General features: G+C 47.6%; 22 protein-coding genes and 2 riboswitches. Of the genes, 6 read left to right on the top strand and 16 right to left on the bottom strand.

Features of this window, described 5'->3' with window-relative positions; all coding sequences use genetic code 11:
* Positions 1-6: 6 nt before the first annotated feature.
* The 6 genes from OXI21_RS02320 to ubiD all read right to left on the bottom strand — a co-directional run bounded on the left by OXI21_RS02320 (position 7) and on the right by ubiD (position 6,092).
* Positions 7-513, bottom strand: a complete 507-nt coding sequence (locus OXI21_RS02320) for an OmpA family protein (protein WP_279617949.1) — start codon at positions 511-513, stop codon at positions 7-9.
* A 27-nt stretch (positions 514-540) separates the two neighbouring features.
* Positions 541-1,818, bottom strand: a complete 1,278-nt coding sequence (gene tolB / locus OXI21_RS02315; protein WP_279617947.1) for a Tol-Pal system beta propeller repeat protein TolB — start codon at positions 1,816-1,818, stop codon at positions 541-543.
* 34 nt (positions 1,819-1,852) lie between these two features.
* The gene (locus OXI21_RS02310) at positions 1,853-2,407 is read right to left on the bottom strand and encodes a hypoxanthine-guanine phosphoribosyltransferase (protein WP_279617945.1); all 555 of its coding nucleotides are present in this window, start codon (positions 2,405-2,407) and stop codon (positions 1,853-1,855) included.
* Between the two features lie 67 nt (positions 2,408-2,474).
* Entirely contained in the window at positions 2,475-3,725 is a 1,251-nt protein-coding gene (gene hemA, locus OXI21_RS02305) for a glutamyl-tRNA reductase (RefSeq protein ID WP_279617943.1), read from the bottom strand.
* 193 nt (positions 3,726-3,918) lie between these two features.
* The gene (locus tag OXI21_RS02300) at positions 3,919-4,443 is read right to left on the bottom strand and encodes a Slp family lipoprotein (protein ID WP_279617941.1); all 525 of its coding nucleotides are present in this window, start codon (positions 4,441-4,443) and stop codon (positions 3,919-3,921) included.
* Between the two features lie 176 nt (positions 4,444-4,619).
* On the bottom strand, positions 4,620-6,092 hold the full coding sequence (ubiD, locus tag OXI21_RS02295; protein ID WP_279619391.1) for a 4-hydroxy-3-polyprenylbenzoate decarboxylase: 1,473 nt from the start codon (positions 6,090-6,092) through the stop codon (positions 4,620-4,622).
* A gap of 197 nt (positions 6,093-6,289) precedes the next feature.
* Here ubiD and OXI21_RS02290 point away from each other — a divergent pair, with 197 nt between their 5' ends.
* Together OXI21_RS02290 and OXI21_RS02285 are read left to right on the top strand one after the other, a co-directional pair.
* Entirely contained in the window at positions 6,290-7,981 is a 1,692-nt protein-coding gene (locus OXI21_RS02290; RefSeq protein WP_279617939.1) for a sulfatase-like hydrolase/transferase, read from the top strand.
* 171 nt (positions 7,982-8,152) lie between these two features.
* Entirely contained in the window at positions 8,153-9,322 is a 1,170-nt protein-coding gene (locus tag OXI21_RS02285) for an alpha-hydroxy acid oxidase (RefSeq protein ID WP_279617938.1), read from the top strand.
* 101 nt (positions 9,323-9,423) lie between these two features.
* On the opposite strand, the gene metF is transcribed toward OXI21_RS02285, so the two are convergent.
* Positions 9,424-10,317, bottom strand: coding sequence for a methylenetetrahydrofolate reductase (gene metF, locus OXI21_RS02280; protein ID WP_279617937.1), 894 nt, complete (start codon positions 10,315-10,317; stop codon positions 9,424-9,426).
* A 147-nt stretch (positions 10,318-10,464) separates the two neighbouring features.
* Positions 10,465-10,574, bottom strand: a riboswitch (SAM riboswitch).
* Between the two features lie 233 nt (positions 10,575-10,807).
* On the opposite strand from metF, the gene rluA reads away from it, so the two are divergent.
* Positions 10,808-11,476, top strand: a complete 669-nt coding sequence (gene rluA / locus OXI21_RS02275) for a bifunctional tRNA pseudouridine(32) synthase/23S rRNA pseudouridine(746) synthase RluA (protein ID WP_279619390.1) — start codon at positions 10,808-10,810, stop codon at positions 11,474-11,476.
* On the opposite strand, the gene OXI21_RS02270 is transcribed toward rluA, so the two are convergent.
* Positions 11,477-13,147: a hypothetical protein gene (locus tag OXI21_RS02270; protein ID WP_279617936.1), complete on the bottom strand. Its 1,671-nt coding sequence runs from the start codon at positions 13,145-13,147 to the stop codon at positions 11,477-11,479.
* 272 nt (positions 13,148-13,419) lie between these two features.
* Between OXI21_RS02270 and OXI21_RS02265 the strand changes: the two genes are divergently transcribed.
* Positions 13,420-14,037, top strand: a complete 618-nt coding sequence (locus tag OXI21_RS02265) for a hypothetical protein (protein WP_279617935.1) — start codon at positions 13,420-13,422, stop codon at positions 14,035-14,037.
* A gap of 224 nt (positions 14,038-14,261) precedes the next feature.
* Here OXI21_RS02265 and OXI21_RS02260 read toward each other — a convergent pair whose 3' ends face one another.
* From OXI21_RS02260 to OXI21_RS02235, 6 genes are all read right to left on the bottom strand, one after another.
* Complete coding sequence (locus tag OXI21_RS02260; protein WP_279617933.1) at positions 14,262-14,621, bottom strand: glutaredoxin; 360 nt, start codon at positions 14,619-14,621, stop codon at positions 14,262-14,264.
* Positions 14,622-14,658: 37 nt separating this feature from the next.
* Complete coding sequence (locus tag OXI21_RS02255) at positions 14,659-16,179, bottom strand: tripartite tricarboxylate transporter permease (RefSeq protein WP_279617932.1); 1,521 nt, start codon at positions 16,177-16,179, stop codon at positions 14,659-14,661.
* Between the two features lie 24 nt (positions 16,180-16,203).
* Entirely contained in the window at positions 16,204-16,779 is a 576-nt protein-coding gene (locus tag OXI21_RS02250; protein WP_279617931.1) for a tripartite tricarboxylate transporter TctB family protein, read from the bottom strand.
* Between the two features lie 24 nt (positions 16,780-16,803).
* Positions 16,804-17,772 carry a tripartite tricarboxylate transporter substrate binding protein gene (locus tag OXI21_RS02245; RefSeq protein ID WP_279617930.1) on the bottom strand — a complete coding sequence of 323 codons (969 nt, stop codon included), beginning with the start codon at positions 17,770-17,772 and terminating at the stop codon, positions 16,804-16,806.
* Between the two features lie 18 nt (positions 17,773-17,790).
* Positions 17,791-18,660, bottom strand: a complete 870-nt coding sequence (gene nadC / locus OXI21_RS02240) for a carboxylating nicotinate-nucleotide diphosphorylase (protein ID WP_279617929.1) — start codon at positions 18,658-18,660, stop codon at positions 17,791-17,793.
* A 167-nt stretch (positions 18,661-18,827) separates the two neighbouring features.
* A complete protein-coding gene (locus OXI21_RS02235; RefSeq protein ID WP_279617928.1) occupies positions 18,828-19,748 on the bottom strand; it encodes a hypothetical protein in 921 nt (306 codons plus the stop codon).
* Between the two features lie 170 nt (positions 19,749-19,918).
* Positions 19,919-20,033: riboswitch (SAM riboswitch) on the top strand.
* A gap of 105 nt (positions 20,034-20,138) precedes the next feature.
* Between OXI21_RS02235 and OXI21_RS02230 the strand changes: the two genes are divergently transcribed.
* A complete protein-coding gene (locus OXI21_RS02230) occupies positions 20,139-20,345 on the top strand; it encodes a hypothetical protein (protein ID WP_279617927.1) in 207 nt (68 codons plus the stop codon).
* Positions 20,342-24,010: a methionine synthase gene (metH, locus tag OXI21_RS02225; protein WP_279617926.1), complete on the top strand. Its 3,669-nt coding sequence runs from the start codon at positions 20,342-20,344 to the stop codon at positions 24,008-24,010. The genes OXI21_RS02230 and metH overlap by 4 nt, the downstream gene beginning before the upstream one ends.
* Before the next feature lie 73 nt (positions 24,011-24,083).
* Here the strand turns inward: metH and OXI21_RS02220 are convergent, their stop codons facing one another.
* Positions 24,084-24,539: a YaiI/YqxD family protein gene (locus OXI21_RS02220; protein ID WP_279617925.1), complete on the bottom strand. Its 456-nt coding sequence runs from the start codon at positions 24,537-24,539 to the stop codon at positions 24,084-24,086.
* Positions 24,540-24,599: 60 nt separating this feature from the next.
* Positions 24,600-24,983, bottom strand: a complete 384-nt coding sequence (locus OXI21_RS02215; protein WP_279617923.1) for a DUF4186 domain-containing protein — start codon at positions 24,981-24,983, stop codon at positions 24,600-24,602.
* Between the last annotated feature and the right edge of the window lie 109 nt (positions 24,984-25,092).

The following is a 25,092-nucleotide window of genomic DNA, read 5'->3' as shown; positions in this document are numbered from 1 at the left end:
AACCGCTTAGTAAACAATCTCAACACGACGGTTTTGTGCCCATGCGCCTTCGTCGTATCCCGCTACTGCTGGTAATTCTTTACCGTAGCTACGTACGCGAATTTGTGCAGGATTGACCCCGTTTGAGATCATCACATCACGCACAGAGTTTCCACGGCGCTCGCCTAATCCCATGTTGTATTCGTGTGATCCACGATCATCGGTATGACCGTCTAACCATACGCCACGATTTGGAGTGCTTTTAAGAGCATCCGAATGCGCTTTTACCACACTGTAGGATTCTGAACGTAAGCGATCGGAATCGAAATCAAAGTAGATAACGCGATCCGCTGTGCCACGTTGACCGTAATTGGCATCGTGATAGGTACTCGCTTCTACACCGTAATATCCGCTCACATCATCGCCATTTTGTCCGCCTGCGTTACCCGAGGTGCCTGATCCTGTCGTTGTACACGCAGATAGAACCATGGTTGCCACAGCTAACGATACCCATTTTAAGTGCTTCTTGATCATTCTCTTAACCTCATTAATTATGAAAATTTATTTGATCGATGGTGACCAATCTGGCTTGCGAACGTCACGGCTGATGCCCGGGAAGTTCATAAGATTGTTGCCATCACTCGAGATAGTTTTTAACGTTCCACGCCCATCGGAGAAGATAAGCATATCCCCGTTGCTCGCGAAACTTGGAGATTCATCTTTCCCGCCATTGGTGATACGCTTAACCGCGCCTGTTTTCAGATCAATCACCGCAATACCAAATCCACGTTGATCGATGCGTTGCATCACCGCAAGCTTCCCTCCATCCCTAGAGATCGTTGCATTCCCATTATAGTTGCCTTGGAAAGTGACTCGAGTGGCATTCCCGCCATTTTCGTCCATTTTGTAAATTTGTGGATTTCCGCCACGGTCTGAGGTGAAATAGATCATTCCATCTGAAGACCAAACCGGCTCCGTATCAATCCCCCAATGATTGGTGAGTCGTTTTAAGTTCGAGCCATCAATATTAGCGGTATAGATTTCAGGATTCCCATCTTTCGATAAGGTAAAGACCAAACGGCGACCGTCCGGTGACCATGAGGGCGCTGAGTTAATCCCAGGCATGCTGATCACAACCGAACGTTTACCGGTATAAAGGTCTTGAATCATAATTTGGTTACGGCGACCTTCAAGCGACGCGTAGGCTAATTTTGAGCCATCGGGCGACCATGAAGGTGAGAGAATCGGTTCACGCGATTCTAAAATAACTTGAGGATTTGCTCCATCAGAATCGGCGATCACAAGGGAAAAGTGACGCCCTTTTTGCGACACATAAGCCATGCGTGAATCAAACGCCCCTTTTTTACCTAAGATGCTCTCATAGATATAATCGGCGATTTGGTGCGCTTGACGACGCTCTTCTGAGGAGTTTTGCGAGGTGAAGGTATATTCACGATTACCCCAAGCGCGATTGGTCATCCCATCGCTCACGCTAACGCGAAATGCACGGTTATTGACTTTATTAAAGTGCACCACATAGTTCACGCCATAGGTGCGCCAACGATCGGGGCTGATCGCATTCACATCACTAATATGACCCAATTCATAGGCGAGGTTTTTAGGCGAAAAACGGCCAGAACGCTGTAAGTCATTCATCACCACTTCAAGGGTCTTTGCTGAGATGCCTTCCGATTGAACCAGTCCCACCGGACGGCTCTTTTCTGACTCTTTTGAGACATCGAGCTTCAATTGCGCCTCTGCCAGGGTAAGCATCGAAATAGCAATAATAAAGACCTGAAAGAGTGATTGTAAATACGTTCGTTTTTTAAGGGTTGCCATCGTCTTGTTACCTCGCATATAGAGTCTTGTTTGGTTATTCTTTTAAGGCCCAGATCCCGGGTAGGTTGCGCCAATATTCATTATAATCCATACCGCAACCAAAGACATATCGATCGGGAACGTCTAACCCAATATAGTCTACTTTAAATTCTTTTGGCTTTCTATCATGAACTTTATTTATTAACGCCGCGCAATAAACTTTTTGTGCGCCACGCTCTTCTAAATTCTTCACAATCGCCGCTAACGTCGTACCTTCATCGAAGATATCTTCCACCACCAGCACCACACGATCTTTCACATCGATGCTCGGTTCTGCGATCCAAACGAGCTCATCTGACCCTTTTGTCTCACCGCGATAACGAGTCGCGTGCAGATATCCAATTTGGAAAGGGAAATTGAGACGTGGTAAGAGATTCCCCGCAGGAATCAGCGCCCCGTTTAATACAACAAACACCACAGGGTCCGCAAGCTCAAGATCGTAAGTGATCTGTTTTCCCATCTCGTCGTACGCTTTTTGCACTTCCGCAGGTGAGGTGATCTCTTCCGATTGGACAATGATCTCCTGAGCTTCTTCAAATGAAATCGACATAAAACTACCTAAAATTAAAAGAAAGATAAACCGCTTATTGTATCAGATTTGAACCGCTCGAATTAAATTACTTAAACTCGTCCTGAATCTTCTTAAGGAAGGCTTCATGAGTGTCATCATCGGCTTTTTTGAGATAACTCACAAGCGGATGAAGCACGCGCCCAAGCAACTGATTGGAGAGCTGATCGAGCACCTCATCTATACTATGCCCTGCCGCTAATTGACTCTTCGCACGGCGCACCCCTTGTGCCCGTTTCTCTTCGGCATACGCTTGGAGCGGCGTTAATACCTCGCCTAAATCCGAGAGCTCATACCACGCATTCCAGCGCGCAAGCCCATCGTGTAAAAAGGCTTTGGCTTCTTCAGCCGCCTCTTCACGGGATTTTTGGTTATCTTCCACAATGGAATTGAGATCATCGACGGTATACAGATAGATATCCGAGAGCGATCCGATCGCCGCTTCAATATCGCGCGGAACCGCAAGGTCGATCATTAAGATCGGTTTATTACGACGTTTTTTAAGCGCCGCTTTCGCCATCTCTTTGGTAATGAGAGCATGATTGGCCGCCGTTGAGCTCACCACAATGTCCGCACGACTTAAAAGCTCAGGAATTTCATCGAGGGTATGGGCATTGGATTTAAGCCCTAAATTCTCAATCATCGTTTCCGCACGATCAAGGCTACGGTTTGCCACATCGATTGACGTCACGCCCGCTTCTAACAGGTGACGCGCCACAAGTTCAGTGGTCTCCCCCGCCCCGACTAATAGGACGTGATGACGCTCTAAGCCATCAAAAATCTGTTTCGCGAGTTGCACCGCGGTAAACGCCACCGATACCGCAAAAGCACCGATATTGGTCTCCGTGCGCACCCGTTTTGCCACAAAAAAGCTCAGCTGAAAAAGGCGCTGGAGATATTTTGAAACCATGCCATGACGGACGGAATTGGCCAGCGACTGTTTTAATTGACCAAAAATTTGCGGTTCACCTAAAATAAGTGAATCGAGTCCCGATGCCACTTCAAAAAGGTGAAAGACCATCTCATCGTTTTTTAGCTCATAGAGATATTTGCGAATCTCGGACGCTTCCAGATTCGAGTGATTTGCCCACACCTCAATAAACTCATCATACGTTGAGCGGAGATTTTGGATATAAAACTCCGTGCGATTACAGGTCGATAACACAACGACTTCATCTGCAATTCCGTTTTGCTTAGCATGGTGAAGAAACGCTTCGATCTGCTCTGGCACGAGCGACGCTTTCTCCCTCACATCCACTGAAGCTGTTTTGTGATTTATCCCTAAAGCCAATAAACTCATTGATTATCTTTTAAAAAATTGTATACCGTAGAAACCCTAAATAGTATCAAATTATCTCCGATTCCGTATAGGACGATTCAAAAATAAAGCGATATTATACATAATTTAGGAAATAAAAGAGCGCCTACTCGTTTGACCTAACAACGATCCTTTGAGTCAGGTCAGCGCAGGCTCAATTATACACCTTGTTTCATTAGCGCCAAAATCCATATCCCGCTCCATAATAAGATGAGCACCCAAATGCGTTAAAACAAAATGGATCATCATCGCGCCATAATCGGTCTTCCCGTGGCCAGAAGCGATAGTATTCCGATTCGAGCATAATGAGCGTCTGTTTACGCCCCGCTAAGGTAACAAATTGGATATCAGTGATTTCGCCCACCGCAGAGAATCGGCTTCCCGGCTCATAATAATTTCGATTCATACGGGAATTGGCGACGCGCACCACCACTTTATGGCCATCTACCGGATTAAATCGCATCGGATACCCGCGCGTATTGAGCTCAAAACGGGTTAATTCAATGAGCGTATCACCATTTTCATGAGTGACGCTGGCGATCTCACCGCCAAAAAGACCTTTTTGTCCGATCAATTCCGCTTTGGTCGTTTCCGACACCTCCGCATCAAAATACGCATCGGGCGCATAATCGATGAGTGAGGTGCTCGCGCAACCTGTCACCCATAGCGCCATTCCCAGTAGTAATCCCAACCGTTTCATGCTGACTCCTTTTGCGTTTAAGCGGTGCCGACCGTTTTTTATCCCTTACTTAGATTTATCCCCTTGCTGAGGGTAAAAGAGCCCTTAAAAAGGACTCTCTATCTCTATCATTGATCTAATAAGTATAGTGCGACCCGCATTTTTTGAGGTGTTTTTGAGTTGTTTTTAAGGGGGGGCTAATCAAAAATCTTTAACTCATCCCACAGCGCATCGATCTTTTCGACCACATCCGGATTTTGCACAATCGGTGTCCCCCATTCACGGTCCGTTTCACCTTCCCATTTATTGGTGGCATCGAGCCCCATTTTTGAGCCAAGTCCTGAAATCGGTGAAGCAAAATCGAGATAGTCGATCGGCGTATTATCCACCATCACCGTATCGCGAATCGGATCCATTCGCGTCGTGATCGCCCAGATTACATCGTTCCAATCACGGCAATTGATATCGTCATCCACAATCACAATAAACTTGGTATACATAAATTGGCGTAGATAGGACCAAACCCCCATCATCACCCGTTTGGCGTGCCCCGAATATTGCTTCCGAATCGACACCACCGCCATGCGATAAGAGCACCCCTCCGGCGGAAGATAAAAATCCACAATCTCCGGAAATTGCTTTTTCAAAATCGGCACAAAGACATCGTTAAGCGCAACGCCAAGCACCGCAGGCTCATCGGGCGGACGGCCGGTATAGGTTGAATGGTAGATCGGGTTTTCACGATGCGTAATCCGCTCAACGGTCATCACCGGGAAAAAGTCGGTCTCATTATAATAACCGGTGTGATCACCGTAAGGCCCCTCTTCTGCCATATCCTCAGGATAGATATACCCCTCTAAAATGATCTCTGCACGCGCCGGCACCGATAATTCAGGATGGAGCGTCGCTTTTGAGACCTCGGTGCGTTTCCCCCGTAAAAGGCCGGCAAACGCATATTCTGAAAGTGGATCAGGAATCGGCGTAACCGCCCCTAAAATCGTTGCAGGATCAGCGCCAAGCGCCACCACTACCGGAAAGGGTTTGCCTGGGTTTTTAAGCTGGAAATCACGGAAATCGAGCGCCCCGCCACGGTGAGCTAGCCAACGCATAATAATGCGATTTTTACCGATCACCTGTTGGCGATAAATCCCGATATTTTGACGGCGTTTATGCGGGCCTTTTGTAATCGTCAGTCCCCAAGTAATGAGCGGCGCCGCGTCGCCTGGCCAGCAGTGCATCACCGGAAGTTTCGAAAGATCCACCGCCTCTTTGTCAATAATCACCTCTTGGCAGAGCGGTTTTTTCACCTGTTTCGGGCGCATCGATAAGACTTGCTTAAATTTTGGCACTTTATCGAGCGCATCTTTAAAGTTTTCTGGCGGCTCAGGTTCGCGTAAAAAGGCTAAAAATTCGCCGACATCCGTGAGCGCCTCGACGCTCTCTTGCCCCATCCCCATCGCAACGCGCTCAGGCGTTCCAAAGAGATTGGTCAGCACCGGCATCTCAAACCCCGCTGGATTTTCAAACAACAGCGCCGGCCCTTTTTTCCGCAAAGTCCGATCACTAATTTCGGTCATCTCAAGCACCGGATCGATCGCATGGCCAATCCGCTTAAGCTCCCCATTTTCCTCTAAATAGGCAATAAATTCACGCAAATCCTGAAACTGCATCATACTCTATACCGTCATTATGCTTGTGTTTAATAACGTTATCTTAACACAATTTATAGGGGCGATTCGACCAGCCACTCGCACCCAAAACCCTTACAATATTTTACCTATATCATTATAAAATTACCGTCAAAATCAACTTTCCGCTATAATTTCTTCCATTTGCGTCATTCATCTGAATAAGGATATTCTCCCCCATGCGAGTCTTTGGAAAAGTCGTACTGGTCGCGCTCTGTTTTTACTTCATTAACCAAGTATTTATTGAAAATCGCGCCATCTATTACATCAATATCGAGCGATACGATCGCCTTGCCGTCTACCTCCTCTCGCTTGTACTCGTGTTCGGGATTGTCGAGCTCCTGGCGTTTACCCGCATGAAGATTCGGATTCCGTTTTTAATCCTCTTTCTTGCAGGATCGATTCCCTATCTCATCTATTTTTATTCCACCTCCACAGAGCTCACCTACGAGGATTTTCGCACGCTCTTTTCCGCAAAAGCGATGGTGAGTGACGCCGCGCAAAGTTATCAGAGCGATATTATTAAAGTGGTGCTCATGCACATTCCCATCACCATTGCGATTCTTTTGATGCCCAAAACCTATCTCAATTGGAAGTGGACGGGGTTTGCGATCTTTCTCTACTGCGTCGGCATTGCGGCGATGCTTCACTTTATCTTTCATAAAAATGGTCGCGGAACATCGGGACGCGCCTCTTATCTTGTGCCCGTTGCCCAGGCGGTGACCTACGGCTATCTCAATCGCCCTGGCGCGGAAGATCGCAGCTTTATCTATTATCCCCGCGAAATTCTTACCGAAAACGATCTTGATGCCCCCATTAGCGATACCATCTTATTTGTGATAGATGAATCGATTCGCGCCGATATGATTGACCTCAATAACCCGCAAGGTACAACACCGGCGCTTCTTGAGTTTGATCCCGCGCACTACTTGAATTTCGGTTATACTATGTCCTTTGGAAACTGCAGTGAATCGTCAAATCTTGCGATGCGAAAAGCCCCGCGCCTTGGCAAAGAACCGAGCGATCTCTTTTTAACCAAGGAATCGATCTGGGAGATCGCCATCAATGCCGGTTACACTCCCTATCTAATCGACGCGCAACACAATGCCAAAGGCCACAATTTCTATACTGATGAAGAGTTAAAAGCGGTGAATGTGATTCCCGGCAGCCACCTTCAAAGCGATGGTGATATCGTTCCGGTGATCGAGGAGATTCTTCAAAAAGAGGCGGGCAACAAAACCTTTATCTATGTCAGCACGAAAGGCTCCCACTTCCCGTTTCAAAATTATGGGTTTGAAGAGCATTTCACCCCGGCGATGAAAAATACCAACTTCAAAAGCGCTGAGCCGATCGAGGTGATGAACTCCTATAAAAACCTCATTCGCGCCAACACTAACGAGTTTTTTAACAACATTCGCCCACTTTTAGAAAATCGCCCGAATATTGCGATGATCTACACCTCCGATCATGGGCAAGAACTCAAAGATCCGAAAGGTAAAAAAACCCATTGTGACCTCCGTGATACGACGCTTGAAGAGGGGACCGTTCCGTTTTTAATCTTTGGAGATGAGTCCATCTTAACAGCGCCGTTGGTTGAAAAAACGCACCGTAACTCAGGGATTCAAACCCAGATGATGGTCCCTTCCATCATTATGAATCTAATGGGCTATCGCGATGCCTCGATCGAGCGTTATACCGAATATTCTCAACTTCTCAATCAAGAGAGCGCGGTAGGGTTTGTCTATAAAAGCCCGGTGCCTCAATTTAGAAACGATGTGGAGCGCTACCCGATCACCCGCGAGGAACTTGAATATTTCAAAACGCACGGCAAATCTTTTGAGCGTGAACGCGCCTCAGAGTACGAGGATTAATGCCAAGCACATACAATACGAATGCAAAAGATCACTCCTAGTTTAAAAGGCCCTTCCGAGGGTCTTTTTTATTCACCCGCATGATCGGCGCTTGAAGGCTCTATTTTTGAGGCGTATATTGAATAATTATGCTGAAATTTAATTGATTTACTTTATAAACGTGCAAAAACCATGACTGTAATAACCAATATTGAAGACCTCCGCGTGATTGCTAAGCGTCGCGTGCCTAAAATGTTTTATGATTATGTCGATTCCGGTTCGTGGACCGAGTCGACCTATCGTGCGAATGAATCTGAGTTTCAGAAAATTAAACTCATTCAAAAAGTCGCACGCAATATGGAAGGGCGAACGCTAAAGCGGGAGATGCTCGGCGACATGATGTCGATGCCGGTCTGCATTGCGCCGACGGGACTTGTCGGTATGGTTCATCCCGATGGGGAGATTTTAGCCGCGCGGGCGGCGTCCAATTTTGGGATTCGCTACACCCTTTCCACCATGAGCATTGCCTCCCTTGAAGATATTAAACGCGAGGTCAATCAACCTTTTTGGTTTCAGCTCTATGTGATGCGCGATCGTGAATTTATGCTTAGCCTGATTGAGCGGGCAAAAGCCGCGGGGTGCGATGCGCTCGTGATTACGCTTGATCTCCAGATGATTGGGCAACGTCATATAGATCTTAAAAATGGGCTCGCAGTGCCTCCAAAACCGACAATTCGCAACTGGATTAATCTTCTCACCAAACAGCGCTGGTGCTGGAATATGCTCAAAACAAAACGCCGTCAATTTGGCAATATTGTGGGCTATGTGAAAGATATTGATGATCCGAGCTCCCTTGCCGCGTGGACGAGCCAACAATTTGACCCTACCTTAAATTGGGCCGATATCGAATGGATTAAAAACGCTTGGGGCGGGAAAATCATTCTCAAAGGGATTTTAGATGCAGAAGACGCGAAACACGCACGCGATGCCGGCGCTGATGCCATTGTGGTGAGTAATCATGGCGGCCGTCAGCTCGATGGGGCGCTCTCCTCGATTGAAGTGTTACCTTCCATTGTAGAAGCGCTTCGCGGCTCAAATACAGAAGTATTCCTCGATAGCGGGATTCGCTCGGGGCAAGATGTGTTAAAAGCGATCGCGCTTGGGGCAAAAGGGACGATGATTGGACGCTCTTATCTCTATGGTTTAGGCGCATATGGGGAAAAAGGCGTAACAAAAGCACTTGAAATTATCGCAAACGAACTCGATCTAAGCATGGCTTTCTGCGGGTTAACGGACATTAATCAAGTGGATGAAAAAATCTTAGTGCCTTCTACTATTCCCAATCCCTTCAAAATGAATTAAAATCAGGGCGCCATAAATATATATAGAGAGTAAATCCCCCGATTCATCGTTTCATGAATCACTTTGCGAAACCGAAAAGGGGGTTATTCTTCACATCGCTCTTAAATCCGCCCGGCGGCATTTGGTCTCAACCCGAGCGTATGGCAGATCGCGTAGGTCAGCTCCGAGCGATTGAGCGTATAGAAATGGAAATTCTTCACCCCCTCTTTATTTAGAACGCGCACCATATCAATGGCAATACTCGCGCCCACTAATTTCCGCGTTTCCGGATCATTTTCCAACCCCTCATAGCGTTTATGCAACCAGCTCGGGATTTTCACATTGAGCGATCCGGCAAATTTCATCAGCGCTTCATAATTCGACACCGGTAAAATCCCCGGCACAATCTCCGCCTCAATCCCCACCGCAACGCAGCGATCGCGAAAGCGTAAGTATGAATCGATATCAAAGAAAAATTGCGAAATTGCGATATCGGCCCCGGCATCGACTTTACGTTTTAAATGAATGAGGTCCGCTTGCGCATTTTTTGCATCGGGATGGGTTTCAGGATACGCGGCGACCGACACCTCAAAATCGTGCGTCTTTTTAAGCAATTTTACCAAATAATCGGCGTAGATATCCGGATTTGGCGAGCCTTTTGGTACATCTCCCCGAAGCGCTAAAATATGGCGCACGCCACTATTCCAATAATCCTGCGCAATCTCTACAAGCTCCGCTTCACTGGTATCAACGCAAGTAAGGTGTGGCACCGCTTCAATAGCGGTATGCTTCATAATATCGCGAATCACTTTATGGGTTCGATCGCGGGTTGAAGCGTTCGCACCGTAGGTGACCGAAACAAATTTGGGCGAGAGCACCCCGAGCCGTTCAATGGAGTTCCACAGGGTTTTGACCATCGCTTCACTATTGGGCGGGAAAAACTCAAACGACACCTCAATGGGCTGATTAAATTCCGCTAAACTCTGGTTTAAAATCTCTACATACTGCGAACTCATACGGGCTCCTTAGGCTTAATCGATCTTTTTTATTGATATTGTATTGTTGATATTCTTTATGGATTTAGTCGCTCTATTACCTGTGTTGGCGAGGCGAAAAAAAAGCCAGCACTCCTTAAATCTCATCAAGTCGTGTTGGCTTCACTCAACTTATCTTTCAAGCCTCAAAAACGACCGCTTGAAGGAATTAGCACCTTAATTATTCATCAGGTTGCTGGGTTTCGACGGGCCTTTCCCTCCACCACTCTTGATAAGATCGCACGATGCATTGGTAATCTACTTATCGTGTGCGACATTTCCACTATAGAACGGATCTTGAGTTAAAATCAAGCGCTAAACAAAATATATAATAATCTATCTTTAAATTAAGTGATAAGACGCCGAAGGGTTCTTCTGGCGGATCCTCATTAGAAGCCATGCCACAATGCCTGAAATCGCTTGGAATCTGCTATAATTAATGACCGATTTTAATCATTCAAACGCCTCTTTTATGCCCTTTTATTACAACCCGCCCTTTGAGCCGTGGCTCGATATTCTCTATGAAGATGACGACATTCTCGTGATTAATAAGCCGAGTGGATTGTTGTCGGTGCCGGGAAAAGGGATCGATAAACACGATAGCGTCATGGCGCGCGTACAGTGGCAGCATCCCTACGCAGAAGCGGCGCACCGGCTCGATATGGCAACGAGCGGCGTGATGGTGATTGCGATTACCAAAGCGGCGGAACGGGAGCTTAAACGCCAATTTCGCGAGCGGGAGACGGGGAAAGTTTACTACGCGAGCGTCTGGGGCCATTTTGAGCAATCATCGGGACTCATCGATCTACCGTTAATTTGCGATTGGCCAAATCGCCCGAAACAGATGGTCTCGTTTGAGCGCGGAAAACCGGCGCAAACACTCTATGAAGTAATCTCAGAAACCCATCAAAATCATTATCCGACAACGCTCGTCAAACTCACGCCGATCACTGGGCGCTCTCATCAACTTCGCGTCCATATGCTCGCCCTTGGTCACCCGATTTTGGGCGATAATTTCTACGCTCATCCAGAGGCCTTTGAGCTTGCCGAACGACTTTTACTGCACGCCGCCGTTCTTGAGTTTACCCATCCCATTAGTGGCAAAAAAATGCGTTTTGAAACGGTGATTCCGTTTAGTTAACTACACCGCCATATCGATGGTGAGGAGCGTCCACTGCTCGTTTTGCGCACTGCCAATAATCGCCTCTTGCACAAGACTTGGCATCTCAAAATAGAGTTTTTCCGTCTGCACCGGCATATCAAACATCACCGTAAAATGCATCACTTTCCCTCCGACAATCTGCTTTAAATGCACCTTAATGCGGCGCTCAGAGAGTGAAATATCGGGGTACGCCTCTTTTAAGCGGGTTTGAATGGCACGGCAAAGCGTTTCACTCACCTTTTTCGGCGTTACCGAAAGCGGATCGCACTCAATACTAAAGCTCACCGAGCGCGAATATCCGAGCGAAATATTGCGCGCTTTAAGATTCATAAACTCCATCGTCGGGTAGATAATATGGCTTCCTTGATGATCAAGATAGATCGCTTCCGGCGTTTGACGAATCACTTTAACCACCTTCCCATCAGGCAGAACGAGCGAATCCCCAACGCTCGACGGATACCAAATCTCATCATTTTTAATTGGGCGCGATTGGAGCTTATCCACCGCATCGACAGGCAAGCGCAGCTCCCCATTATCAAGGCGCGGATTGCTTAGAAAGATGCCATAGAGATGGATGCGATCCACTTTCCACGGAAGACCATTATAGATCAGGCGCTCCCCTTCCCGTACTTGCCCGAGATTGAGAAAGAGGCGCAGTTTACGAATATACGCCGGAATGGTGTTGCGAAAGGTCACAAGGAGCGTAAAGAGAATCAGCACCGCAAAGCCAAACAGCACCATATCGCCCGAAGAGTGGAGAATCATCAAAAACGATACCAACGACACGAGAAATGTCACCAGTTGCGTCACCAGCAAAAATAGACGAAACGAGAAGCTCGTGGTGCGCCATTTTTTGCGCTCATAGCGGCGAATCATCGCGCCAAAGGTGTAAGAAACAAAATAGTACAGCCCCACCGAAACGCCGATCGCCGTCATAATGGTAAGGCCACGCCCCTTCATAAAGTCCCACGAATTTTGCGAGACTTTCACCATAAAATTGCGATCATCCACATATTCAGAGAGATGATGCTGCACGATATTGAGCTCGTGCTCTAAATTTTTCTTCTTATCTTTCCACTCTCGGTCAAACTCTTTAATCGACGCAAGCGCCTCTTTCGAGAGAAGTTCGGGGTTTAACGCCTCAAGATACTCAATCCCCGCGTCCAAAATCACCAGGCGCTCTTTAAGCTCTTTCTCTTCCTCTTTTAAAGTATCTTTGTGCCAAGTTTGCTCGGTAATACGGCGCAGTTCGGCAAAGACCGGTTGCAAGATTTTAAGCACCTCATTTTGCCAATTGTAGGTTTCAGTCAGCGGCGCTTCAGAGGTTTTTGGTTGATTAAATCGCGCGGTGTCGATATTGCCAAGGGACAATTGTTCAAAGAGTTTTTGATATTCACGTTTATTTTGCCGCGCCTGATTAAACGCCTGCTCAAGCTCCTCTTTGTCCTCATCAGAACTTTTCGCGAGCTCTTTTTTAAGTGCCTCTTGCTTGCCGATCATCTCATTGAGATCCGCTCGCACGCGATTCAATCGCTCATAATCGGCTTCCGTTGGCGGGGCGATCTCATAGGCATCGAGCGCTTCTTCCCCCCACGCCGGCATTAATCCTGCACTTAACACCATGATCGAGATGATAAAAAATAGGCGCATGATGCCCAATCTTTGCCCAGTTAAATCCCTCGTTTTTCTCATTTTTTCCTCACCCTGCCGCGCTGACGATTGTTAAAACACAATTAAATCAAAATTATTCGGCATTATTAGATAATCGTGCCACTTTCTTAAAAATTCGATAATTTAATTCATTAATTTAATATCACTTTGATTTAAATTGAACTAAAATAAACAATTCCACATGTTCTACTATAATAGTAAAAATATTTCTTTAATTCGTCTATTTATCAAAACTAAGAGAGAGAATCATTATGAAAAAATTAAACCAAGCATTACTTATCGCGGGAATCTCAGCATTAGGATTAACCGCATGCTCAGACGACGCAGCCACCGACGTAGCGCCTAAAAAAGAAGAGCAAACCTTAGGCGATAAAGCGAAAGAAGTCACTGATAAAGTGGTCGATGAATCAAAAGAGCTGAAAGACAAAGTCGTCGACGAAGCGAAAGAACTCAAAGATAAAGTATCGGAAGAAGCCAAAGAGCTTAAAGAGAAAGCAGCGGATAAAACCGATGAGTTAAAAGAAAAAGCCGCACAAGAGTATGACGAAGCGAAACAAAAAGTTGCTGAAAAAACTGAAGAGCTCAAAGAGGCAACCAATGAAAAAGTCAACGAACTGAAAGAGAAATTCTCAGGCGATGATGCTAAAGAAAAAGCAACTGAAACCGTTGATGCCGTAAAAGATGATGCAAAAGCGCTTGAAGAGAAAGCGAAAGCGGAGGCTGCTGAAAAGGTGGCTGAACCAAAAACAAAACTTGAAGAAGTTACTGACACCATCAAAGATGATGCAAACCGTGTAAAAGACGACACCAACGCGCTTATCGACAAAACGAAAGAAACCGTTAAAGACGGTCTTGATAAATTAAAATAATCCACACGGATTAAAACGACTCATCCTCGTTAAACGCCATTCAAACCTATTTCAAACTTGAACGGCACAACCCTCCATCGTAAGTCGGTCACTTTAAGATCGCTTGCATGCGAGGGTTTCTTTTTGCCCATCATATTTATATTCACAAGCAACAAAAAAGCTGACTCGATCAGTATCGACATCAGCTTTAATCTAAAACTCTTTCGCGCACATTATGCGGGAAGTTATAACGCCTCTAAGTAGGCTTTAATCGCATCCGATTCGTAGAGCCAGGTGACCTTGCCCTTTTCTTCAATGCGAAGGCACGGCACTTGACGTTTACCGCCATCTTCCACAAGTTCTTTGGCAAAGGTCTCATTCCCGAGCGCGTCGCGAATCTCAATCTTTAAATTTTGCCGACGAATCACACGACGAATCTTCACACAAAAAGGGCACATCTTAAATTGATAGAGCGCCATATTTTCGGTCTTCTCATCGAGTACTGCTTGCGCTTCGGCCGAGCGTTTTAGGCGGCGTGGCGGAAAGATCGCATCAAAAAAAAGAATTAGATTTCCAAGCACAGTACGCACAATTTTAAAAAACATATCCACTCCTTTTTACGGTTTGAAGCGATATCTTAGCCTATCTTGACGCGCCGCTCACCTTTTTTGCCGCTCGAAATGCTTGTACCCCCATCAGAATAATTAAAACAAGGATCATCAGCAGAAGCCCAAGCGAGATCGGGCGCTCAATAAAAATGGAAAATGAACCGCTCGACAAAAGGAGCGCTCGGCGCAGATGCTCTTCAAGGAGCGGGCCTAAAATAAACCCTAAAATAAAGGGCGCGGTACTGCAACCAAAGCGGCGCATGAAAAAGCCAAAGAGCCCAAAGAATAGGAGTAACACAATGTCGCTACTCGATCCATTTAGAAGGTAAATCCCCAGCGTTGATGCCACTAAAATCACCGGTAGTAAAATCGGTTTTGAGAGTTGCAATAACTTCACCCAAATGCCAATTAAAGGGAGATTGAGAACGAGTAAAATGAGATTGCCGATCCACATCGAAACAATCACCCCAAAAAAGAGCTCCGGGTGTTGCGTCACAAGGCTGGGCCCCGGCTGAATGTTATGAACGGTCATGGTGCCGATCATAAGGGCAACCACGGCGCTTCCGGGAATGCCAAGCGTTAAGAGCGGAATCAACGAGGTTTGCGCCGCAGCATTATTGGCGGATTCCGGGGCAGCAAGGCCTGCTGGATGACCGTGCCCCATCTGGTCGCGCTCACGATTGACCCGTTTTTCCACACTGTAGGCAGAAAATGAGGCGATCGTCGCACCAATGCCAGGGAAAACTCCTAAAATAATCCCTAAAATCGTCCCGCGAAAGGCTGGGAAAATCGACTGTTTAACCTCTTTTCTTGATGGATAGAGTGATTTAAACGGGATCGGCGTTACTTTAGGGGCTTTTCGTCCATCACGACGCATCTCATATTGTTCCACAAGCTGCTCGATAATCTCCGCAATCCCAAAAACGCCCATCGCCACCACCGCAATGGGAAAGCCATCGCTCAGCGCCATAATGCCATATTCAAAGCGTGGCGTACCGGTATAAAGATCGATCCCCACCGTGCTTAAAAAGAGCCCAATGCCGATCATGCCAAGCGTTTTAAGATAAGCCCCACTCGCAAAGCTCATACTTCCAAGAAGCCCAAGCACCATAAGAAGCGCATATTCAGAGGAGCCAAAAGAGAGAGCAATATCACCAAGTAACGGCGCGGAGAGAAACATCAATAGCGTTGCAATCGTGCCGGCAAAAAAGGAGCTTAACGCCGAGATCGCAAGGGCTGCGCCTGCCCGCCCTTTTTTTGCCATCGGATAGCCATCATAGACCGAAACCGCAGCGGAGCTCTCCCCGGGAATCCCGAGTAAAATAGCCGACGTATTCCCGCCATATTGCGCGCCATAATAGATGCCGGCAAGCATAATCAGCCCTGAAACTGGCGAGACCACATAGGTTAGCGGCAGCAACATCGCAATCACCGACATCGTCCCAATTCCGGGAATCACACCCACAACGGTGCCGAGCAGTGCGCCGATAAACGCATAAAAAAGATTTTGCGGCTCAAGAGCAATCCCAAGGCCGAGCATCAGAGTATCAAGCATAGCGCGCGGTGATCAAAGTTTTGGTTAAATCGAAATAAACGGGGGCCACATCGCAATGCCCGAAGGCGCGACAACCGCCACTAAAAGATAGGTAAATCCGCAACAGATACTCGCGGTCAGAGCCGTAATTTTCCATGAAGATTCCGGATAAAAAATTCGTGTACTCACCACAAGGAGCACTATGCCGAGCATTAAGCCCAGATAATAGATCGCCACCGCATAACCGAGTAAAATGAGCGAAAGCGAACTTAACACCACCAATCCCGCTTGATCGAGGCGACTTTTAATATTAATTTCGGGGAGCATCGCAAGACTTTTCGTCAATAGCGCACGCTCTTTCACAAGCATTAAAACGCCCACGAATGCTACAAGTGCCGAGCCCAACAGCGGGAAAAATCCCGGACCCATATGGGATAAGGTGCCGATCTCATAATGCATCACGCTTTGATAAGTGCCCAAAATACCCACAAGCGCATAGCAGAGCGCCACAATCAGATTACGCTCATCGCCACCACTCTTACGGATCGCTCGGTCGTTATGGTCATTGCGTTCATTCCGGTTAGTCAGGGATGACGCAGGATTTTGTTCAAATGTCATCATGGTGAGTTCTCCAACTTTTTAGGGTTATTTGGAATTATGTTTGGCAGATTCGATAAACGCGGCTTGCTCAGCCTTAAGTGCACCATCAAAATCGGTGCCATTATGTAAATAAGGCGTGAGCGATAAGGGCGCGAGTTCTGCTTCAAATTGCGGCGTATTAAAGACGTTCATTAAGGTATCGCTGATGGTTTCTTTAATGGCTTCCGGCGCCTTTTCATGAATAAAAACCGCATACCACTGGTCAAGATTTGGGCCATCATTCAGCCAAATATCGCTTGGCACAATCGCAGGATCACGACTTTCGGCGCTAGTAATCGCAAGCGCGCGCACTTTACCACTTTCGATCATCGGCGTAGCAGACGCTTTGGTCACAATGCCGGCGGAGAGCTCTCCGCGCACCACATCTAACAACGCATCGGAGCAACCCCCGTAGGGCACGTGGGTTGTCGCCTCATGTCGCTTTAACCGTTTAACCGCCCAATGTTGCGGCGTTCCAAGCCCACAAGTTCCAACAAATAGATCGTTACTATCCGTTAAAAGCGCCTCAATGGAGGTAAACGTTGAATCCGCGGGGACAATCAACAGAGAAGCCGATTTGGCAAGAGAACCAAGGGCAGTAAATCCGTCCACTTTTGGGGTATCCGGCGTTAAAATCGGCGGAACGGTGGCAAAACTGCTGTTATTTAAATAGAGCGTATAGCCATCGGCCGGACGGGTCATCACGTAGTTTTCCGCAACGCGACCACTTGCGCCAGTTACGTTTTTCACAATCACCGGCACACTCCACACATCGCTTAAATTTTTCGCCATATGACGGGCTAAAATATCGGTCCCGCCTCCGGCTGAAAAGGGCACCACTAAGGTCACCGTTTCCGTTGGGTATGACGTTTTTTGCGCAGTATTTTGCGTCTCACTAGCCGTTTCATCAGCGCCGCAGCCTACTAAAAAGAGGCCACAAAACGCCATTACAGCCCACGACAGTCCCTTTTGCATCTTACTCTCCTATTGCGATTACGCCGTTGGCATCTCTAAAAAGTCAAAGCCGATATCGAGCGATGGTGCCGTATGCGTGAGCCAGCCCATTGCGATAAAATCAACGCCGGTTTCCGCAACGCCGCGCACCGTATCAGGATTGATCCCGCCCGAGGCTTCCGTCCGCACCTTTCCTTGACAAAGGGCTACTGCTTCGCGCATCTCATCTAGGGTCATATTGTCTAATAAAACCAGATCAACGCCCACTTCAAGCGCCTCATTTAACTGCTCGAGCGTATCAACTTCCACCTCAAGGGGAATCAGATGCCCCGCCACCTCTTTTGCTTGCGTTAAGGCATTTTTAATCCCGCCCGCAATGGCAACGTGGTTATCTTTAATTAAGATCGCATCATCAAGCCCTAAACGGTGATTGCGCCCGCCACCAGCTCTGACCGCGTATTTTTGGAGTGAACGCATGCCAGGAATGGTTTTTCGGGTACAGGTAATGGTCGCATTCGTACCGGAAACAAGCTCAACCATCTCGCCAGTTTGGCTCGCAATTCCGCTTAAATGGGTTAAAAAGTTAAGCGCGGTGCGTTCAGCGGTTAGGAGTGCTTGGGCATTGCCCGAAACGTCCGCTAATACCGTGCCCGGAGTCACTTTATCGCCATCATTAACGCGAGCGGTGAATTTGATATTGGGGTCGAGCGCATCAAAGGTTAATCGCGCGAGCGCTAAGCCTGCAATGATCCCCGCTTTACGCGCCACAATTTGGAGTGAAGCGGTGGCGCTTGGGTCAATCGTTGCATAGCTCGTCACGTCGCCGCGGCGACCTAAATCTTCAAAAAGAGCAAACTCCACATAAGGGCGGAGCAGTAAATCAGGTAGAGGGATTAAATTCTTTTTCATAATGGAGTCTCGTGCTATTTATTTATACTCAAACTGAACATAAATATTATGCTCAACCTGAGCATATGCCGATTAATCCCATTAGTCAAGATTATTTAGCTTAATGCAAAGAGACTTACCCTTAAGATAAGTCTCTTATGATCTGTGGAGAAAGAAGGGAATCCGCCCTATTGCACTGGCAACTTACTGCCTGAGAGTGAGCGCTCGAGCAAAATATCGGGTTTAAAGCGATAGAGTTTAGCCGGACGACCCGGGCCTTTGGTATCGAGCTCGCCAGTCTCTTCGATGAGATCTTGATTGATAATCATGCGGCGGAAATTTTGCTTATGGAGAATAATCCCCGCTAACGCCTCGATGCTCTGCTGTAATTGGAGCAGGGTGAATTCGGGGGGCATCAATTCAAAGATTACCGGACGATATTTAATCTTCGCCCGCAGACGCGCAATTCCTGAAGCAACAACGCGGCGATGATCGTGTTTCATCATCGCGCCGACATAATGAGGAGGAGCGAGTTTATCATTAAACGTGGGCGATTCAGGCACAAATCCCACCTCGTAGAGAAGCTCGTAACGCTGGAGCACATACTCCTCATTCCACTCAAATCCATCGAGTCCCCAACACATATTAATGCGCTGATGACGACGGCGTTTTTCTTGCGCATTCGGTGCTCGTTCTGCCCACGCTAAAAGGGGCGGAATAAAGTGCGTATCGATCCAATCAGGGCGGCCTTGCCGATGATCTTCCCATGGAAAATAGAGATACCAGCTCTTCCATTTTGCTTGAAAATCGATCAATTCTACCTCTTCTCGCACCAGCCCTAAATAGCCGATATAGATGAGAAAATGCCCTTTTGAAGTGGTTCGATGGGTATCGACAAAAGTGTAGAGTTGCTCGACGTAGCCTAACGGTTGATGGGTCTGTTTTTCCACCCATTCGCGCACGCCCGCCTGCAATGAACTGTGAATCGGCGTCAAAGGACCACTCGGTAAAAAAGTCCCCTTCTCCACCGTCAATACCTTCGCCTCATTGTCCGAAACTGCCACGAGTACCGCTGCAAGTTCCGTCGTTCCCTCTTCTCTCTCAACCAATGTCGCTGTGCTCCCAATCTAACTAAACATGCTTTGATTATATATAAAAATGCGATCGGTGGCAGAAAATGCGTGATGATCCATACCGAAGTGGTGATTTTCCTCAACATTAGTGTGCTCAAAATAAGGGTTGCAATCGCAATAATCAGTGATATAGTGAAAAAGCTCGAATCTTATTGAGAGAGATGGAGGGAATTGGCCCTGCGAAGTCTCAGCAACAGGCGCTTTGCGTACTGTGCTAAATCCAACAGATCGCCCGCAATTGCACGGTCTGAGAGATAAGAAGACCTTTAGTTTGTTAAAGCTCTTCTTGGATCAGGAAGAGCTTTTTTACGTCTTAAGACTCACAAATTCAATCACTTAAGCCATTTTACAAACGACGAGGTTTTTATGAAATCACACGACACATTATTGCAAGAACTCAATCATTGGTATCGCCATCAGCCAACCTCTGAATGCGCTGCCATTTTGCGCGCCTTAGCGCTTGCCGATCTCAAAGAAGAGCTCGCACACGGTCACATCGAGCAAACCATCGCCCCACAGAGCGATCACAATAACAATAACGAACAATCGAAAGGAAAAAGGACTGGAGCATGAGCGTATTAGAGCAATTAGAAGCGATTGCCGCGAAACGGATTTTAATTTTAGATGGCGCTATGGGCACCATGATTCAAAAAGAAAGGCTCGAGGAGGCGGATTTTCGGGGCGAGCGCTTTGCCGATTGGCATAAAGATTTAAAGGGCAATAATGACCTCTTAAACCTCACCCAGCCACATATTATCAAGGCCATTCACGAAGCTTATTTGGAAGCGGGCGCGGATCTAATTGAGACCAATACCTTTAACGCCACCTCGATGTCGATGGCCGATTACGGCATGGAAGAGTTTGTCTACGAGATCAATCTTGAAGGAGCAAAGCTCGCCCGTTTGGCTGCGCAAAAATTTAGTACCGCTGCCCATCCCCGCTTTGTCGTTGGAACGCTGGGTCCCACCTCAAAAACCGCGTCGATCTCCCCTGATGTCAATGACCCGGGCTTTCGTAACACCACTTTTGATGCGCTGGTTACCGGTTACACAGAGGCGATTAATGGGCTGATAGATGGCGGCTCTGATCTCTTAATGGTGGAGACCATCTTCGATACGCTCAACGCAAAAGCGGCGATTTTTGCCATTGAATCGGTATTTGAAGCGCGAAATATCACCCTTCCCGTGATGATCTCTGGCACTATTACCGATGCCTCAGGACGCACCCTTTCAGGCCAAACCACCGAAGCGTTTTACAATTCGCTTCGCCATATTCAACCCTTTTCTATCGGGCTTAACTGCGCCTTAGGGCCGGATATGCTCCGTGGTTACATTGCCGAGCTTGATCGCATTTCAGAATTTCGTCTTTCCGCGCACGCAAACGCAGGTCTCCCAAATGCTTTTGGCGATTATGATCTGGGCGCCAACGAGATGGCGAGCGAGATGAAAGAGTGGGCCGAATCGGGCTTTTTAAACATTGTCGGCGGCTGTTGTGGCACAACGCCTGAGCATATCGCCAAAATTCGCGAACTTGTAGCAGGATTTGCCCCAAGAGCGCCCAAAACGATTCCAAAATCGCTCCGATTATCGGGGCTTGAAGCATGCAATTTAACCGCGGGCGAATCGCTATTTGCAAATGTCGGCGAACGTACTAATATCACCGGTTCCGCTCGATTTAAACGTCTTATTAAAGAGAAAAACTATCACGAAGCCCTCGAAGTTGCCCGCGATCAAGTGGAAAATGGCGCGCAAATTATCGACATCAACATGGACGAGGGCATGCTCGATTCAAAAGAGGAGATGGTCACCTTTTTAAATCTGATCGCCTCCGAGCCCGATATCTGCAAAGTCCCCATTATGATCGACTCCTCAAAGTGGGAGATTTTAGAGGCGGGCTTAAAATGCATTCAAGGCAAAGGGATCGTCAATTCCATCTCAATGAAAGAGGGCGTGGTAGAATTTAAAGCGCATGCACGGTTAGTGAAAAAGTATGGCGCTGCCGCGGTGGTGATGGCGTTTGATGAATCCGGACAGGCCGATAATTTCGCGCGCCGGAGGGAGATTTGCGAACGCGCCTACCGCATTTTAGTCGATGAGGTGGGCTTTCCGCCGGAAGATATTATTTTCGACCCAAACGTCTTTGCCGTTGCTACCGGTATCCCCGAGCACGATCGCTACGGGCTCGACTTTTTGGACGCGGTGGAATGGATTCGCAAACACCTGCCCTATGTGCATATCTCAGGCGGGATCTCCAATGTGTCGTTCTCATTTCGCGGGAATAATCTCGTTCGTGAGGCGATTCACGCCGTCTTTCTCTATCACGCCATTAAACGCGGACTGTCGATGGGGATTGTTAACGCAGGCCAGCTCGCGATCTATCAAGACATTCCCGAAGAACTTAAAACTGGCATTGAAGATGTGCTCTTTAATCGCGACCCGGATGCCGGCGAGCGTCTCCTTGAGATTGCGCAAAAATATCATGGTGAAGGCGGAAAACGCAAAGAAGAGGATCTTGCATGGCGCGAGCTTCCCATTAGCGAACGCCTCACCTACGCCCTTGTGAACGGCATTGATGGGTTTATTGAGGGCGATACGGAACTCGCTCGGCAAAGTTTTAGTCGCCCCATTGAAGTGATCGAAGGGCCATTAATGGAGGGCATGAATGTCGTTGGCGATCTCTTTGGCGATGGAAAAATGTTCCTCCCGCAAGTGGTGAAATCCGCGCGGGTGATGAAACGTGCCGTCGCCTATCTCGTGCCGTTTATTGAAGAGGAAAAAGCACGCTCCGGCGATACCAGTCAATCGAATGGCAAAATCCTGATCGCTACCGTTAAGGGCGATGTGCACGACATTGGGAAGAACATTGTCGGCGTTGTCCTGCAGTGTAACAACTTTGAGGTGATCGACATGGGCGTGATGGTGCCAACGCCGGATATTATCGAACGCGCTCTTGCGGAAAAGGTGGATGTGATTGGGCTTTCCGGCCTTATTACCCCCTCGCTTGAAGAGATGGTCGGTTTTGCTAAAGAGATGCAACGTCGCGGGCTCGATATCCCGGTGATGATCGGTGGCGCGACCACTTCGCTTGCCCACACCGCCGTTCGCATTGCACCCCATTACGATCATACCGTTATCTATGTGCGCGACGCGTCTCGCTCTGTGGGGGTGGCGCAATCGCTCATTAGTCCAGAGCTTCGAGATGATTTTAAGGCAGAAATTAAAGCCGACTACGAAAAACGGCGCGAGGCCTATCTTACCCGTCAGCGTGATATTAAATTGATCCCGTTTAAAACGGCGGTTGATAATCGATTAACCCTCGATTTTGATGCAGTGAAAACGCCGAATCGGCTGGGCATTTTTGAGATTGAAGTGCCGTTAGATACGCTCCTTCCCACCATCGATTGGACACCCTTTTTCGCCTCATGGCAGTTAAAAGGGAAATTCCCCAAACTACTCGATGATCCCATTATTGGGAAAGAGGCGCGGAAAGTACATCAAGACGCACAAGCGATGCTCAAGCGCATTTTGACGGAAAAATGGCTTACCGCGAAAGCTGTTATCGGGTTTTTCCCCGCTAAAAATGCCGGCGAAAGCACCATTTTATATACCGATGATTCCCGAAAAACTGAGCTCACCCGCCTCCATCATCTTCGCCAACAGACCGAGCGCCCCAACGGCATGCCCAATCGTTCGCTCGCGGATTTTATTGGCGATCACGATTATATCGGTGCCTTTGCCTGTACGTCCGGCATCGGAATCGAGCCCTATATTGAGGCCTTTGAAGCGGATAATGATGACTATAGCGCCATTATGCTTAAAGCGCTCGCCGACCGATTTGCCGAGAGTTTTGCGGAATATCTCCATCTTCAGGTGAGGAAAAATTATTGGGGCTACGCGAGCGATGAAACCCTCGATAATGAGGCGCTTATTCGTGAAGAATACAGAGGCATTCGCCCCGCACCCGGCTACCCCGCCTGCCCCGAACATACGGAAAAAGCCACGCTTTGGGAACTGTTAGAGCCGGATAAACGCATCGGCATGACGCTCACCGATAGCTTCGCCATGAATCCGCAATCATCGGTCTCCGGCTGGTATTTCGCCCATCCCGATGCACACTATTTCGGTGTCGGCAAGATTGGTCGCGACCAAGTCAAAGATTACGCCAAACGCAAAGGCTGGGATCTCAAAACCGCCGAAACCTGGCTCGCCCCGAACTTAGGATATGAGCCAGAGGAGTAACAGCAAAAAAGGATATTAATCATTGTGTTAATATCCTTTTTTATATCTGTTTACTATAGGAATTAATTAAAAATCAAGAAGGCTTCACCTGCCTCAACCATCGATCAAGCGCATTGCTAAAATCTTGGCGATCTTTTTGGCTTAAGGGATCGGGGCCTTTGGTTTGGATACCGCTTGAGCGTAGGGTTTCATTGAAATCACGCATGGTGAGTTTTGCCGCAATCGTGCCTTTATCGTAAAAATATCCGCGGGGATTGAGCGCTACGCCGCCCTTTTCGAGTACGTCGCTCGCAAGGGGAATATCGGCGGTGATAACAAGATCGCCTGCGTTCACGCACTCCACAATTTTATTATCCGCCACATCAAATCCTTGGAGCACCTGCATCGATTTAAGATAACGCGATGGCGGTACTTTGATCCATTGATTGGCAATCAGCGTGGTGAGCACTTTTTCACGATTGGCGGCGCGAAAAAGAATCTCTTTAATCACGTTTGGAATGGCGTCCGCATCGACCCAGATCTGCTTCATAATCGTTATATTTCCTCTAAAATAGACCCTCCATTATAGATGGTTTTTTAATATTAAACCTTAAAATAGACTCGGCTGAATCGGATCAAACGGGACATTTTGCCGCTCAAGCCAATTGCGTAATACGCTAAGAAGATAGTCAATCTCTGCCGGCGATAATGCCTCCCCGGGCGCAATTCCATGCCATTTTGCTAAGCATCCCCGGCAACAACTTCCCGTTGCGTGTTGCGCGATAAATATAGGATGCCCCTTCATCGGCGTTTGAGACCCATCATTTTTCGGTGATTTAGGCGCAAGACGCGTCTCTAAAAACCGCCGTCCCTCTAATAAAATAAGCTCAATACCCTTGTTTTTAAGCTGTTCGCGCTCGGCCTCATGAAGATGAAAACGGCTTCGAAACGTAGAGCGCTCTAACGCGGTAAAAAGGGCTGGGAGATTTCGCATGGGATATTTAAATCACTCAAAAGGGATAATAAGGAAGACCATCAGTTTAACGCAATGGCAGCGTTCATCCTAAATTTACAGCACAAAAAACCCCAACCATTTATGTATG

The sequence above is a fragment of the Ignatzschineria sp. RMDPL8A genome (assembly GCF_029815055.1).
In the GTDB taxonomy this organism is placed as follows: domain Bacteria; phylum Pseudomonadota; class Gammaproteobacteria; order Cardiobacteriales; family Wohlfahrtiimonadaceae; genus CALZBJ01.
Note: the sequence above shows the minus strand (reverse complement) of the source record. Positions and strands in the feature narration are given on the sequence as shown.

Excerpts from the sequence above, each read along its gene's own strand:
- OXI21_RS02320 (WP_279617949.1), bottom strand. The coding sequence starts at position 513 with ATGATCAAGAAGCACTTAAAATGGGTATCGTTAGCTGTGGCAACCATG.
- tolB (WP_279617947.1), bottom strand. The coding sequence starts at position 1,818 with ATGGCAACCCTTAAAAAACGAACGTATTTACAATCACTCTTTCAGGTC.
- OXI21_RS02310 (WP_279617945.1), bottom strand. The coding sequence starts at position 2,407 with ATGTCGATTTCATTTGAAGAAGCTCAGGAGATCATTGTCCAATCGGAA.
- hemA (WP_279617943.1), bottom strand. The coding sequence starts at position 3,725 with ATGAGTTTATTGGCTTTAGGGATAAATCACAAAACAGCTTCAGTGGAT.
- OXI21_RS02300 (WP_279617941.1), bottom strand. The coding sequence starts at position 4,443 with ATGAAACGGTTGGGATTACTACTGGGAATGGCGCTATGGGTGACAGGT.
- ubiD (WP_279619391.1), bottom strand. The coding sequence starts at position 6,092 with ATGCAGTTTCAGGATTTGCGTGAATTTATTGCCTATTTAGAGGAAAAT.
- OXI21_RS02290 (WP_279617939.1), top strand. The coding sequence starts at position 6,290 with ATGCGAGTCTTTGGAAAAGTCGTACTGGTCGCGCTCTGTTTTTACTTC.
- OXI21_RS02285 (WP_279617938.1), top strand. The coding sequence starts at position 8,153 with ATGACTGTAATAACCAATATTGAAGACCTCCGCGTGATTGCTAAGCGT.
- metF (WP_279617937.1), bottom strand. The coding sequence starts at position 10,317 with ATGAGTTCGCAGTATGTAGAGATTTTAAACCAGAGTTTAGCGGAATTT.
- rluA (WP_279619390.1), top strand. The coding sequence starts at position 10,808 with ATGCCCTTTTATTACAACCCGCCCTTTGAGCCGTGGCTCGATATTCTC.
- OXI21_RS02270 (WP_279617936.1), bottom strand. The coding sequence starts at position 13,147 with ATGCGCCTATTTTTTATCATCTCGATCATGGTGTTAAGTGCAGGATTA.
- OXI21_RS02265 (WP_279617935.1), top strand. The coding sequence starts at position 13,420 with ATGAAAAAATTAAACCAAGCATTACTTATCGCGGGAATCTCAGCATTA.
- OXI21_RS02260 (WP_279617933.1), bottom strand. The coding sequence starts at position 14,621 with ATGTTTTTTAAAATTGTGCGTACTGTGCTTGGAAATCTAATTCTTTTT.
- OXI21_RS02255 (WP_279617932.1), bottom strand. The coding sequence starts at position 16,179 with ATGCTTGATACTCTGATGCTCGGCCTTGGGATTGCTCTTGAGCCGCAA.
- OXI21_RS02250 (WP_279617931.1), bottom strand. The coding sequence starts at position 16,779 with ATGATGACATTTGAACAAAATCCTGCGTCATCCCTGACTAACCGGAAT.
- OXI21_RS02245 (WP_279617930.1), bottom strand. The coding sequence starts at position 17,772 with ATGCAAAAGGGACTGTCGTGGGCTGTAATGGCGTTTTGTGGCCTCTTT.
- nadC (WP_279617929.1), bottom strand. The coding sequence starts at position 18,660 with ATGAAAAAGAATTTAATCCCTCTACCTGATTTACTGCTCCGCCCTTAT.
- OXI21_RS02230 (WP_279617927.1), top strand. The coding sequence starts at position 20,139 with ATGAAATCACACGACACATTATTGCAAGAACTCAATCATTGGTATCGC.
- metH (WP_279617926.1), top strand. The coding sequence starts at position 20,342 with ATGAGCGTATTAGAGCAATTAGAAGCGATTGCCGCGAAACGGATTTTA.
- OXI21_RS02220 (WP_279617925.1), bottom strand. The coding sequence starts at position 24,539 with ATGAAGCAGATCTGGGTCGATGCGGACGCCATTCCAAACGTGATTAAA.
- OXI21_RS02215 (WP_279617923.1), bottom strand. The coding sequence starts at position 24,983 with ATGCGAAATCTCCCAGCCCTTTTTACCGCGTTAGAGCGCTCTACGTTT.